The sequence below is a fragment of the Flavobacterium sp. SLB02 genome (assembly GCF_009664855.1).
Taxonomy (GTDB): Bacteria; Bacteroidota; Bacteroidia; order Flavobacteriales; family Flavobacteriaceae; genus Flavobacterium.
The window spans coordinates 2,335,869-2,350,037 of the sequence record NZ_CP045928.1; the positions used below are offsets into that span (position 1 = coordinate 2,335,869).

10 protein-coding genes are annotated in these 14,169 nt (G+C 34.6%); 4 read left to right on the forward strand and 6 right to left on the reverse strand.

Features of this window, described 5'->3' with window-relative positions; all coding sequences use genetic code 11:
- Positions 1-38: 38 nt before the first annotated feature.
- Together GIY83_RS08840 and GIY83_RS08845 are read left to right on the forward strand one after the other, a co-directional pair.
- The gene (locus GIY83_RS08840) at positions 39-851 is read left to right on the forward strand and encodes a helix-turn-helix domain-containing protein (protein WP_208686368.1); all 813 of its coding nucleotides are present in this window, start codon (positions 39-41) and stop codon (positions 849-851) included.
- 143 nt (positions 852-994) lie between these two features.
- Complete coding sequence (locus GIY83_RS08845) at positions 995-2,161, forward strand: serine hydrolase (protein WP_208686370.1); 1,167 nt, start codon at positions 995-997, stop codon at positions 2,159-2,161.
- Between the two features lie 194 nt (positions 2,162-2,355).
- Here GIY83_RS08845 and GIY83_RS08850 read toward each other — a convergent pair whose 3' ends face one another.
- Positions 2,356-4,002 (reverse strand): alpha-L-fucosidase, encoded by a 1,647-nt coding sequence (locus GIY83_RS08850; RefSeq protein WP_208686373.1) that lies wholly within the window; start codon positions 4,000-4,002, stop codon positions 2,356-2,358.
- 243 nt (positions 4,003-4,245) lie between these two features.
- Between GIY83_RS08850 and GIY83_RS08855 the strand changes: the two genes are divergently transcribed.
- A complete protein-coding gene (locus GIY83_RS08855) occupies positions 4,246-5,127 on the forward strand; it encodes an AraC family transcriptional regulator (RefSeq protein ID WP_208686375.1) in 882 nt (293 codons plus the stop codon).
- Between the two features lie 69 nt (positions 5,128-5,196).
- Here GIY83_RS08855 and GIY83_RS08860 read toward each other — a convergent pair whose 3' ends face one another.
- Positions 5,197-8,793: an alpha-L-rhamnosidase gene (locus tag GIY83_RS08860; protein WP_208686377.1), complete on the reverse strand. Its 3,597-nt coding sequence runs from the start codon at positions 8,791-8,793 to the stop codon at positions 5,197-5,199.
- 218 nt (positions 8,794-9,011) lie between these two features.
- Here GIY83_RS08860 and GIY83_RS08865 point away from each other — a divergent pair, with 218 nt between their 5' ends.
- Positions 9,012-9,230: a hypothetical protein gene (locus tag GIY83_RS08865; protein ID WP_194619218.1), complete on the forward strand. Its 219-nt coding sequence runs from the start codon at positions 9,012-9,014 to the stop codon at positions 9,228-9,230.
- A gap of 115 nt (positions 9,231-9,345) precedes the next feature.
- On the opposite strand, the gene GIY83_RS08870 is transcribed toward GIY83_RS08865, so the two are convergent.
- The 4 genes from GIY83_RS08870 to GIY83_RS24890 all read right to left on the reverse strand — a co-directional run.
- Positions 9,346-10,065 carry a LytTR family DNA-binding domain-containing protein gene (locus GIY83_RS08870; protein WP_208686379.1) on the reverse strand — a complete coding sequence of 240 codons (720 nt, stop codon included), beginning with the start codon at positions 10,063-10,065 and terminating at the stop codon, positions 9,346-9,348.
- Position 10,066: 1 nt separating this feature from the next.
- A complete protein-coding gene (locus GIY83_RS08875; protein ID WP_208686381.1) occupies positions 10,067-11,095 on the reverse strand; it encodes a sensor histidine kinase in 1,029 nt (342 codons plus the stop codon).
- 16 nt (positions 11,096-11,111) lie between these two features.
- Complete coding sequence (locus tag GIY83_RS08880) at positions 11,112-13,526, reverse strand: TonB-dependent receptor domain-containing protein (protein WP_208686383.1); 2,415 nt, start codon at positions 13,524-13,526, stop codon at positions 11,112-11,114.
- Between the two features lie 226 nt (positions 13,527-13,752).
- Positions 13,753-14,169 (reverse strand): hypothetical protein (locus GIY83_RS24890; RefSeq protein ID WP_229029250.1); only part of this gene is annotated, 417 nt, incomplete at its 5' end.

Sequence of the window (14,169 nt, forward strand, 5' to 3'; positions counted from 1 at the left end):
TGATACGATTTTCAAATTGTATAAAATGAATTATTAAAATGAATTTAGAATTTTACAAACCAAAAAATACGCTGCTCCAAAAGTATATCGAAGGGTTTTATTTTATTGTGGAAGATTCTACGTCTGATCCTTTAATCTATCGCACATTCCCTAATAATTATGTTATTATTGCTATTGCGCAGAATATTGCTTTGACCCATAGAGATGGAATGATGATAATTACTCCTTCACAGGAAAATAATATTGTTTCTAACATCATCTACCGCTATAATACTCCAATCGAAATATCCTATCTGAAACTCATCAATGAGATTACCATATATTTTAAGCCGCTGGGTTTGAATTCTTTTATCGAAAACGTAGATTTTTTTTATTCTAAAGATCATACTAGGAAAATTGAGTTCGATCCCTATACTGATTTTAAACCGGAAATGGAGAAAATTTTCAATATCACCAACAGGCAAAAACAGATTGAAACTCTTGAACTTTACTGGTTATCTAAATTCAGAGAAAAAGATGTTTCATTGGCTGAGGAATTAATCCAGGATATAGAAGCGGATGCCAAAATAACTGAACTGGCAAACAAGTATAAAATTTCAAGACAGTATCTCAGTAAAATATTTCAAAAAAATGTTGGAAAATCTCCCTCTGAATATCGAAAAATACATCGATTCAGAAGATCAATTATGGAAAAAAACAAAGCAAAAAACTTAACCGAATTATCGTGTGATAACCTATTCTATGATCAATCGCATTTTATTAAAGATTTTCAGGACTTGACCCATAACAACCCGAAATTTTTCTTCAAAAATGTAGATACAGAAAAAGAAAATGTGTGGCTTTTTATTTAATGCTGTTTCCATTTTTACAATTTCAAAAGCGAACCATTTACTTTCTTTGCCATTAAAATATTTGAGATGTTTATAAACCAATTCTGAATTGAATACAATTATAATTCAATCAAATAAGTGGAATATTAATTAAAAAAAAAGAAATGCGTAAAAAAGCTTTAATAGCAATCCTGGGAATGCTAGTAGTTCATACCTATGGACAAAATATCAACAAAAATAAACTCGAAGCACTTTTAGCAAAGGCTGATAAGACAAACTCAGAAGCTGTTATCATCTATAAAGACAATGAATTGGTTGTTGAAAAATATTTCGGCATTGGAAAGCCAGACACGAAAATTGAAGGCATGTCCTGCACCAAAAGTATAGTAGGCCTGGCAGTGGCGTGTATGCTTAGCGATCAATTGATTGAAACTCTGGATACTCCAATAGCCAAATATTACCCTGAATGGATGCAAGGTCAAAAACAGTTTGTTACCATACGTCATTTGGTTAATATGACCTCAGGTATGCAAAACAATCCCAGTGCGTCTGTAGAAATCTATCCTAGTGCAGATTTTGTACAATTGGCCCTTGCCGCCGAACTTTCAAAAAAACCGGGGGAAGTTTGGGAATACAATAATAAATCTTTAAATCTTATGGCCGGTGTAATCGAAAAAATAACCGGTAAACGTATGGATCAATATATAGGGGAGAGACTTTTTAAAAATCTGGAGATTACCGATTATAGCTGGACTTTGGACCAGAAAGGAAATCCTCACGTTATGTCTGGATGCCAAATTAAGCCGAAAGATATGATTAAATTGGGGCTCTTACTGGCAAACAAAGGAAAATACAATAATAATGTGATTATTTCTCAAGAGCATATCAATGAAGTTGTAAAACCATCAGCTCAGTATCAAGGCTACTCAATGTTATGGTGGATTGATTATGAAAACACAATCTCAATTGTTGATGAGCAAATTATCACCGAATTAAAAAAAAATAATATATCAAAAGACTTCATCAAAAAAGCTACTAAAATGAAAGGAGTTTACAATTCTAATGAGGAGTATTTGATAAAACTCAGATCGGTTTTCGGCGATAACCCTTATCAGGATATTGCTAAGAATCTAACATCGGGATTACGTCTTCGTAAAAGACAATTTAGCGGCAAGGTAACCTATCGTGCCGACGGATATTTAGGTAATTACATTATTGTTGATCCAATAAATAATATTGTTGCCCTTAGAATGATAAGCCATCAAAGTCATAAGGAAGAAAAAGATAACTTTTCAGATTTTGGTAAACAGGTAATCGATTTAATCCAATAGACAACAGTAATAATAAAAAACTTTTCTAATTGCGTCTGAAGTGCAGACGCAATTAGAAATATAATAAATAGAAAATGATTTATCATTTTCCTCATCCTTAAGTAAGCTTTAAGTCAAAATTACCCTTCTCAAGAAAATTGCAATCATTTTAGCTTTGCATTATATTCTTGCCATTAATTAAAATACAATTTTTACTAAGATATAATTTCCAATGCATTTGCATAAGAAACTTCTGGTTTTTGATCTGGAAAATAGACTTCAAGAGTACTTGAATGCTGTTTGAATTTCAATTTTTGACCAGTACTAACAAGTTTGATTTCCTTTATTGTAGCGGTATGGTAAGGCGATTGTTTTCCTAAACTTTTAATAATGGCAGTGCCACTTTCTGGCCAGGCCATCACCGTTGCATAAAGTATCTTATCTTTTTGTGCAAAACGAATATCTTCTGAAGTATAAGGCTTTCCTTTTCCTTCGTTAAACCCCTGAGCAGTCAATGCCCCTGCACTCTCTTGCTGCGGGCCCTCTCCAAAAATTTTCCATGGTCGGGTACCATAAATACTTTTACTATTTAGTTTCATCCAAACCCCAACTTCATTAACAATTTGTCGTTCTAATTCGTCAATACTTCCATCTCCTCTTACAGGAATGTTCAACATTAGATTCCCGTTCTTGCTTACCACATCAATTAATGTATGAATAACAGTTTTAGCCGTTTTATAACGTTTATCATTATAAACATCTCGATTATAATGCCATTCGCCAATGCAAGTATCCGTTTGCCATGGCAAGGGCTCTATATTGTTACTTTGTCCTTTTTCAATATCCCAAACCATAGCTTTGCGCTGTTGTTTGTCCAAAATTTTACCCGTTACAACCGTTTGAACTGTTTTATTCTTTTCAAGGCTTTTATTGTATAAATGTGCCGCAATACGTAAACCTGCATCACTGATTGGCCAAAGAGGGAGCGCTGTATCATCAAAATAAACCAAATCAGGATTGTATTTGTCAATTAAATCAATAGTTCTGTCGTGAAATTTTTCACAATAATCAGCTGTTGGTATTGAAGCCCCATCACCCCAGTCCCATTGACTATGTACTGATGAATTACCTGACTCTTTCTCACTCAGGGGATGATTTTGCGCATACAATTCTTGCGGATCTAAACCTTCCCACCAAGTCCCTGCTCCATCTGCTTTTGTTAAAACACCATCATAAGGAACTCCTGTTAAGGTGCCTTTTTTATCAGCGCCCTTAGAAGTATCAAACCAATTCCAGGCATGGGCGGCGTGAACACTAACGGCAAAAGGAAGTCCTGCTTTGCGGGTTGCTTTTTCCCAACCAGCTATAATATCTTTTTTAGGCCCCATTTTGGTGGAATTCCAATTGGGCTGATATTTACTATTGTAAAGATCTAAATTGTCATGATGATTGGCCATTGCCATAAAATATTTGGCTCCGGAATCTTTGTATAAATTTACCAGTTCGTCGGGATCCCACTTATCAGCTTTCCAAACATTAATTACATCTTTAAAACCAAACTTAGAGGGATGTCCATATTTTTTCAAGTGTATCTTATACTGCCAGGAATCTTCCTGATACATCCCACGAGCATACCAATCTCCAGCTTCTGGTTCGCATTGAGGGCCCCAGTGTGCCCACATTCCAAATTTAGCATCACGAAACCAATCTGGAACCTGGTATTTGCTTAAAGAATCCCAAGTAGGCTCAAAAACACCTTTGAAAGCGGGAGCGCTAAGGATATAGGAATGTCCCAATAAAGGAGATAAGTAAAGTCCTGTAAGGGCTGACATCCCTAATTTTAAAGCATCTCTTCTTTTCATAATTTGAATACTAATTTATACATTTCCGATTTTATCAGTTTATTTAAGTCCCTATTTATATTAAATAGAGCCTCCAAGTTTTTTTATTACAGCTATTTTATATCAGGATTTGATTATAAGTTTTTAATGGTCTATTTTTAATAGCTAAATACAAATGTAAAATATACACATTTTAAATTGATTATTCAAAAACGATTTTTTATTATTCAAAAACGATCTTTTTATCTTAATTTTAATAGTACTATGTCAAAAAGCATTTTTAAACACTCCTTTACCTTATTAAACATTGATTATGTAAAACTTAACAAAAAGTGGAATTTTAATAATGTAATTAGCCCTTACTACCGACTATACTACATTGATGAAGGAATGGGATCGATCTCTCATAGTTCCGATAAGTTAATTTTAGAACCTGGTTACTTGTATCTTATTCCAAGTTTTACCATTTGCAATTTGAATTGTGAGGACTATTTGAGTCAATATTTTATTCAGTTTTTTGAGGAATCTCCCGATGGAATTTCTTTGTTTAATCACAATAGGAATGTAATGAAATTGCCCGCGACCCAAACTGATATTGTCCTTATCAAACAAATGCTGCGAGAAAATCCCAGAAGAGGAATTAACAGATCTGACAATCCAAAGGTGTATGAAAAAGAAGTTCATTACAAAGAATACCAATCCCTTAACAATCAACTCAAACCGCACCTCATCTTTGAAAATCAAGGGATACTTCTTTTATTGATTTCCAGATTTCTGAATACTGAAAAATTCAATCAAAACACGCCTCAAAACACGCCTTCAAAAATTTTGGACACCATGAGTTATATCCAACTTCATTTAGGTGAGAATTTAACTGTGGTAGATTTAGCCAAAAGAGTAAATCAAAACAAGGATTATTTTTCGAAACAATTTCTGCTTCATAACGGACAGAGGCCTTTAAATTATATTCATGAAAAAAAAATAGAAAGGGCGCAATATCTCATTGCCACAACAAATAAGAGTCTTCTTGAAATAGCCTTAGATACCGGTTTCTCGAACTTACCTCATTTTTCAAAAATATTCAGGCGAATAGTGAGTATTACTCCTGGAAAATACCGCCAAGAGAACAATAAAATTTCCATGTAATCCTATTCGGATTTACAAAACAATTCTTGAACATTTCTAAACCATTAAAAAACGAAGCTCTTTCTTTTTTTAATTCTTTACCGTAAATTGAAAAATCCCCGATTCCAAGCCAAATATTAATTTATCGTCTTTTTGTCCCAAATAAGTCACTCCTTTGGCCTTCTTAATTTTATTGCCTGATTCTGTTACCTTTTCAATGTTTTTTCCTTTTAAAAATAAGGTTGCCGAAGTATTGGCAGGAACTTCAAAGGTATATACTGTTTGATAAGCGTCTGTTTTCCATTCACTATAAATTTTACCATACATCGAATTGTAATATCCTTTTGCATAAGTCATTGCTCCATCAGGATCTGCAACTGGCTGAAGAATAAACTTTTTAAATCCGGGTTCATCTCGTTCAATTCCCAAAGAGTAATTAATCATCCAGGCACCCACGGCTCCAAAAGAATAATGATTGAAGGAGTTCATATTATTATTACCGCCAAATCCATTCTCAAGGGTATAAGAGTTAAGTCTCTCCCATATAGTTGTTGCACCATTCTCAACAGAATACAGCCAGGAAGGATAACTCTTTTGTTGTAAAAGGCGATATGCCTGCTGGTCTTTTCCATATAATGACAAAGCATTACTTATAGAAGCAGTGCCAATAAAACCAGTCATCAATGAATATTCAGGTCGTAAAACCCCAAGATCATCTTCATTTTTTCTTTCCACTGTTGCTACCAGGTTATCCAGAGCCATCTGCTGATACTGTTTTTCAAATACACCAAAAGCCAAAGGAATAGCATAAGAAGCCTGTGAGTCACTGTAGGCTCCTTTTTTCATTTTCTTATTCTCAGGAATTGCCGGCCAGTCACTGTAACTATCAGCTCCGTTATGGATTGTTTTGGCATTCTGTGGATCGATATGAATTTCATTAAACAGTTTTTTATGCTTTTGGTATTGAGAACTATAAAAGGTTTCGTCCTCTTTCTCATTAAGTATTTTGGCCACTTTAGACATAATTTCCAAATCATAAATATAATAGGCATCCCAAATGAGACTATAATCCGTTTTACTATTCTCGGGGCTAAGCCAGTCTCCCAGCGGGCCTTCAATTATTGCTCCTGTATTGGGATCTTTTCTGGTACTGAGAAAACTCATGTATTTTTTCATGGCCGGATAATGCTCTGAAAGCATTGCTATATCACCATACTGCTGATAAGATTCCCAAGGGACAGTAATTCCGGCACTTCCCCACAGAATACCTCCAAAGGCACCCACCACAGGAGCTGTGTCGGTAAATCGGCCTTCGTGCTGAAGATCGCGCATGGCAAGCATATGACGTTTAAAAAATGGAGCCGCATTGGTGAGATAGGTTGCCGTACGTGAAAAAACGTTGATATCCCCACTCCATCCCATACGCTCATTCCTGGCTGGTGTATCAGTTGGAATATATAAAAAATTGCCTCTTGTAGACCAGACAATATTTTGCCACAATTTATTTACTGAAGGATTTGAGCTTTGATAATCAGAAGTCATAGTGTCTACCGAGCTAATCACCAAGCCTTTAATTTTATTTAAAGGAACTGCTTTTTTGATTCCTGTTATTTCTAAAAATCGAAATCCGTGAAAAGTAAAACGAGGATCTAGTACATCCTGGTTTCCTTTACAAATATAAATATCACGAACCATAGCAGCGCGCAAATTCTCCAGCATGATCATTCCCTTATTATCCTTATATTGTTTTAGATTCGGATATTTTAGCTCTGCATATCGTACTGATATTGTATCTCCCTGTGAGGTATTTTCAAATTCAATTCTTGGAACCCCTACCATATTTTGTCCCATATCGTAGACAAAAACACCTGGTCTTACTTCTTCTACACTCAGAGGAGTTAAAGACTTTACAACTGATGCGCTAACACCAGGCATACCCATAATTTTCATTTGGCTAAAATCCAGATTATTATCTCCATTCTCATTATAAGTAGTCCCTTTTAATAAAACCGTTTCTGCCTGAGTCCATTTTGAATCATCAAAACCTTTTTTCGACCAGTTCAAAACAGCCGCTTCTTTATTGGCATCATAAACTTCACCCTGAAAAAAACTGCCGTATCTCACCGGGCCGTCATTGTAATATCTCCATTGCTTCGGATCACTTGTAATGACTTGCGTACTATTGTCTTGATAAGTAATAATTAGTTTCGCCAGTAGCGACTGCCTATCACCAAAATAATTCCAATTCTCGCCCCTATAGGTAATATTACCGCTCCACCAGCCTTCACTTAATACTGCTCCTATTGCATTTACCTCTGAGGTTATTTTATCTGTTACATCGTAAGTTTGATAAAGTTGTGTTTTATTATATTGGGTCAGGCCCGGACTGAAATATTCATTGCCCATTTTCTCACCATTAAGGTATAGTTCATAAATGCCGCGAGCCGAAACATATAATCTTGCTTTTTTTACCTTTTTGTCTTTTATTTTAAATTCTGTACGAAGCATTCCGCTGGCATTTTTAGAAGGATCCGCTACTAATAACACATCCCCGCCTAAAGCATTTACAGCATATTTATTATCCTTAACTTTTAACTGTCCATTTTTTGAATCTATAAAACAATGAAATATACCATTGTAATTCTCAGATAAATTCTCAGCAAAAACACTATTTGAGGGTGATCTAAAATTCATGACCGCTACATTAGAAAAAAAAGCTTTTTGACCTTTCTCTAAAGCAAAACCAATATCTCCTACAACAGGAAAAGCTATATAGTCAGCTCCCCATCCCATCGGGTTTATATTTACTTCCTGCCCCACCTTATGCGCCTGATCGGTACCATCGATATAAAAATTAAGTACTCCAAATACTGATGTTAAAACAATTTCATGGCTGGCATATTTATTTTTCTCATTAATGATTCCTGATGGCACTTCAATAGAAATTATTGGCTTCAAATTAGAGTCTTCTCTGGTATAGCCAATACGATATACATTTAATGTAGCTGCTGAGTTTATTTTTGGATTTACATTTGAAATATCCAGCTCTACTTTGATATAGCTTTGATCCTTTTTATTTGCTATGTTTTGCAAATTGAAATTTTCATACATCAAACGCTTGTCATTGGCTCCAAATACAAAACCAGCCTTAACAGATTTAGATTTTTGATCCAACTCAACATTGTATTTCAATTTAAAAACTGACAAATATTGAGAGTAGAATACTAAATCATCTGCCGAACCCCCAATCCATTGCGCATCGCGCCAGACACCGCTTTTTTGATCAGGATCCATTAACCCTGTTTCAAACCAGGATTCATTGCTTAGTACTTTATTATTTTGATTCCATACCTTTAACTTCCATTTATAACGCGCTGCCGGCTGAAGTTTTTTGCCCTTATAAAAGATACTTAAAGAAGTACTGTTATCTACCTTGCCTGAATCCCAAAAGACAACATCACTTTGGTCACTGACAATAATTTGATAGGCCTTTTGATAAAGGCCCCGGGTGTTTGCACTGCTTTTCATCTCCCAACTAAATGATGGTTTTTCTGAATCGATACCCAGGGGAGTTTGCTGATAATCTGTTTTTAAATTTCCAATACTTACTTGTCCGTAATTTGTAAAGATTCCAAAAAACAGAAAAACCAAAATGAATCTTATTTTGTTGATAGAATTTATTTGCATGTCATTAAAAAAATAAGTGTAGAATATACAAATATAATTTAATCATAAAAAAATCTGCTATTATTTTTCATTAATTCAAACACTCCCAATACCCGCACATTCGCTAGAGTGTCATTACATAAACAATAATACCTGACATTTTGAGTTTTCAATGCTATGATAATTTCATAGCAATAGCATTAAACATTACAACTAATTTTTGGTTATCAAATAGGAATATGAAAAAGTTTGAAATAAAAAAAACACAGCAAGAAAAATGGATCGTTTCACATAATGAAGTTCCAAAATTCACCTGTCTTTTTGAAGATAAAAAGTTTAATTACAGCAGAATAATCAAAGGACTTTCAGATCCAACAGGCGATCCGGCTGAAATTCAGGTATTACAAAAAATGGAAAAATGGCTAAAGCAATACCATAAAGACAAAATAAATGGATAGTAATTGTCATTTTAAATAAGCCGTTTTTTTATTCTAAAGCTGAACAAAAGAGCATTACAATACTTTTTTTTTGATTCTTAATATTTAAAGAAAACAGCAAAATTACAGTCTGTTTTTATTGGTCATTTTTGCTTCTTGCTATAAAATTTCCTGTTATAAACTTGCTGTATATACTATCTTTCATACTGCGGGACATAGGGAGAACATGTGATCCTACTTCAAGACGGCTGCCTTCTACAGCTTGGATATGTTCAACATTCACAATGTAACATCTATGTATCTGAATAAACTTTTCTGACGGAAGACTCTCTGAGATCATTTTAAGTGTGCAGTAAACCATTTCTTTAGAAACAGCTGTATGAACCTGTACATAATTCTCCATACTTTCTATAAAAAGAATGTCTTTGAGCATCATTTTTTTTGTTTTCTTATTTACTTTTATAAAAATATAATCAGCCTTATTGTTTTTTTCTTCTTTTTCTATTGCAGCGTGCAGTTTATTGACCGATTTTAGAAAACGCTGATAAGAAACTGGTTTTAGCAGATAATCAAATACATTGAGTTCATATCCTTTTAAGGCATATTGCTCATAAGCAGATACAATAATGATCTTGGGCAGATTTTCCATAGAGGCCAGAAATTCCATTCCTGTAAGTCCCGGCATTTCAACATCCAGAAAGATAACATCAACAGTATCTTTTTTAAGCAGATTATTGAGTTCAATTGCATTTTCACATTCTCCTGTAAGACAAAGAAAATCTGTTTTCTCTATATATCCTTTAATCCCCTTTCGTGCTAGGGGTTCGTCATCTGTAATAATACATTTTATCTCCATACTATTTTATTTGTAAAATGAGTGTGACCTCAAAGAAGTCATTCTCTTTTTTTGTCAATAATTGATGCTTTTCCGGATAAAGCAGTTCTAGTCTGCGTTTGAGATTACTAAGTCCTATACCGCTGTCTTTAATCACTGAAGATACTGGCGTATCTGAAACTGAATTTTTCAATATAAAGTGAATTTTGTTTTCTACTAGTTTCACGACAAGATCTATCTCATATGATCCTGATACGTATTTGAATGCATTTTCCAATAATGGCTGAAATAGCAATGGCTCTATAGGTTGTTGCTGTAAAATAGCATCTATAGTAAGATTTACAGCTAACTTATCTGTTTTTCTCAATTGCTGAAAGGCAATATAGGAACGTAAATACGCTATTTCTTTGTGAAATGGCACTTCCTGGTTTACATCATAAAGCTGATAACGCAAGAGTCCTGATAAATGCTCAATGCTCTTCTTTGCTTCTTCATTCCAGTCATCTACCTGAAAATAAATAGTATTTAGAGCATTAAAAAGAAAGTGCGGATGATATTGGGATTTTAGCAAATCAAGTTCTGCTTGGTTTTTTTCTGCTTTTAATTTTTCTAATGCCAGCATTTTTTTTTGTACATTTTTATCTCTTACACGGTTATGTATAAATGTATAAAAAATGAGCAATAACGGTATATAGACCACATTAATGAGCATATAATCGATCCAACCTGCCCCCATAAATAAAAAACCAGCGCTCTGTCCTGTAATGAGTATGAGGTTTAGGGAAATAAGAAGCTGTGCAAGAACCAATATATAGTCCCTTCCCATTTTACTAAATTCTACTGTCCTGCAAAGTTGGCCATGCCATACAACATTGCTTACATAACATAGCAGTATAGAAAGTAGTAAGGCAACCAAATGAAGCTTAATATCCCCTTCCCAAAAAATACCATGGTGTGTAAGATCTGTAATTGCCCTAAGTACATTATACATTAGAATTCCCCAAAGTGCGGGGTAGATCCATTCAATTGTTATTTTTTTATTGCTAATCATTTTCACGGGTTCTAATTTACAAATTGATACGTTTACTTTCTTCTGTATTTTCTGTTTTTCTTATCGCCTTTGAAGGATTCTGTGAATTAAACTTCCACGAAAGTGTTATTCCTGCAATACGGGTGTCACGGCGTTCCTGGTAAGCTCCGGCGATCACACTATTACGTAAAGTAATATTCTGAAGGTTAGTCAAAAAAACATCATTGATGTATATATACAGGCCTAGCTTGTTTTCAAAAAAACTTTTTCTTGCCCCTACAGATACAGAACCAAGTGAACCAATCCTGGCCTGGCCTTCTGCCATTGTACCACTATAATACCCTGTAGCTTCAAGAGCCCAATCATGTGGCAGAATAAATTGATTATTAATCTGAATTGTTGGCGACAATAGGTTGTTACTGTAGAAACTGCCCGCTTCAAGCCAATAAAACTCCTTATAACTCATAGAGCCATTAAGGTGCAATGTCCACCAGTTTATTGGTTTGATACTATTAAGACTTACTCTAAGCCCCAAAGCATAACTGTCTTTAAGATTAAGAGGCATTACAATAGTAGCGTCACTATCTGGCTCAGTGAGATAACTTTTGGTAATAGGATTTTTTCGAATAGTATAAAACATACTAAACACATACTTCGATTTTACAAGCCATGAGGCTTCCAGATTATGAACCAGTTCAGCATTAAGCGAAGTGTTTCCTCTTTCTTGTAAATAACGATCATTCACTTCTGTAAAAGGATTAAGGTCCCTGTAATTAGGACGTACAATGCGCCTGCCATACTGAAGAGAAACCCTATGTCCTTGCTGAAAACTATAACTGGCTGAAAAAGTTGGAAACAGTTGGCCATAAGACCCAATCAGTACAGAATCACGACTTGCTAAAGCGTAATGTGCTTCTGTATCTGTTAATTCTAAACGTATTCCCATTTCAGTAGAAAAATGCGGTGACCATTTTTGGCCTGACTGCAGGTAAACTCCCAATACGTGTTCTTTATAAAGAAAACTGCTGCTCAATTTTTTATCCTCAAGCCAAACGCCAGACTGCAGCGAATTATATAAAGCAATATTATCAATTCTAACAGAAGAAGATTTAATACCAGACTCAAAGGTAAATTTATCAGACATTTTGTAACCAATACTTGACTGAAGGTTAGCAATCTGTATATTTCCGCCCATTTTTCCCTTTAATACATCTTCTGAGGAAGGATGAGAAAACTTCTCCATCATGCTTTTTTGATCCAGCTTTTCTTTTTGTTCAAAAGCAAGAATATTAAATTCGTTTTCCCATTTTAGCTTTGTGCTGTATTTATAAAAAAGACCTATCCCTGCTCCTGATTTTCTATGATGAGAATAGTGATCATTTTCGGTACGAAGCGAAAAATCTTTCCAAGATGAACCTTGAAAAAATTCAGATAAAGCGGTTTCATTTTTATTTTTTCTAAACCAATTACCATACACATCGGCACTTATACTTAGTTTTTCTGATAATTCGTAATCCAGCCCTGTCTTAAAGTAATGCGAATTAGAACTAAAAGTACGGTCTGCCCGCATGTCAAGTCTCGCATCATCCGAACTCTTTTTTAAATACTCACGAGATGAATTAATCCATATAAAATCTTGCCCGCTGTAGAACGAATAATTGGTATATAATGTGTATTTATCTTTTTGAATCTCAAAAGATAAGTTTTGATTCTCTCTAAAACGTCTTCCGGCTTCTGCATTTGATAAAACGTTAAGATGCATTCCTTCTGCTGATTTTCGCTTTCTCTTAATATTTATAAATCCTCCTGTACCTGCTGCATCATACTCAGAAGAAGCATGAGACACCATTTCAATTTTATCAACAGCGCTGCTTGGCATAGAACGAAGCAGGTTCACTAAGTTTTCTCCCGTAAGATGTGTTAACTTACCATCTATCATCACATTTGCGCCAGGCTGTCCGTTTAGTAAAACAGTTCCATCATTCATGATTAATATCCCGGGAATTTTTCCAATCGTATTTAAAACCGATCCATCTGACCCTAGTGATAAAGCAGCAAGATCAACTGTAGTCTTTCCAGGCTCTATTTTAAATGCCGCGCGTTTGGCTTTAACCGAAACTGCCTCCATTTCGATACTTTCCATCTCCATGATAACATCATCCAACTGTACGTTTTCTGAATCAACTCTTATACTAACTTCTTTTTTATGATAACCAACCGATGAAAAAAATATCCGATAGCTACCTGCAGATATGTTTTTAATTGTATAATTCCCAACCGAATCACTTACAGTACTTGCTACATAAGCTGAATCCTGTTTCATTACCGCAAGGTTCACTCCACTTAAGGATTGAAAACCATCGATTACTTTTCCCGAAATTTTTATTTGAGCCTGCAGCCCTGCTGATAAGATGAATATCAATAGATATAAACCTGCTTTTTTTACCTTCATTTTGTTTGATTATTACATTAATGAAGGCAAAACTATCCGTGCATTAGATAGTAAGAAAACTTTCTTGACCTATGGGCAAAAGTCCTTGACCAATTGTATATCATTTCAAAATTACTTCTAAAAAGATCCTGTTTTTATGTTAATAATAGTCGATTCATGAACCGGAAATACTATGTAACTTACTTTGGGCAAAACAAAATTGGTATGTACTCGCTGATTTATAATCTTACAAGTATCTTTTTAAGATGTTTATTTTTCGCAGGCAAATGGCGGTAATCCAACTGGCTGCTAAAGAAAATAAAAATACTACACAGAATTTCCACAATGCATGTATTTCATATTTCATTAAAAAAAACTGTCCCCACAGCACAAAAAAGTAATGAAGAAGATATATCAGGTAGGCATTTGTGGCTAGTGAATTCCATAATCTCTCACTATGCTTTACAATAGTTTTAAACAAACCGATAAAAGCCATACAAGAGGCCGTACATGTACCAACATATAAGGTATAGTAAATCATCCATGCTACAAATTCAGGCATAAGGCCATTATCTACAAACTGGCCCAAAATGTCGGTCCTGTTATGGTAAGTTACTGCACTATAAAAAACCAAGGATACAATAAGCCAATATTTCCATTGAAT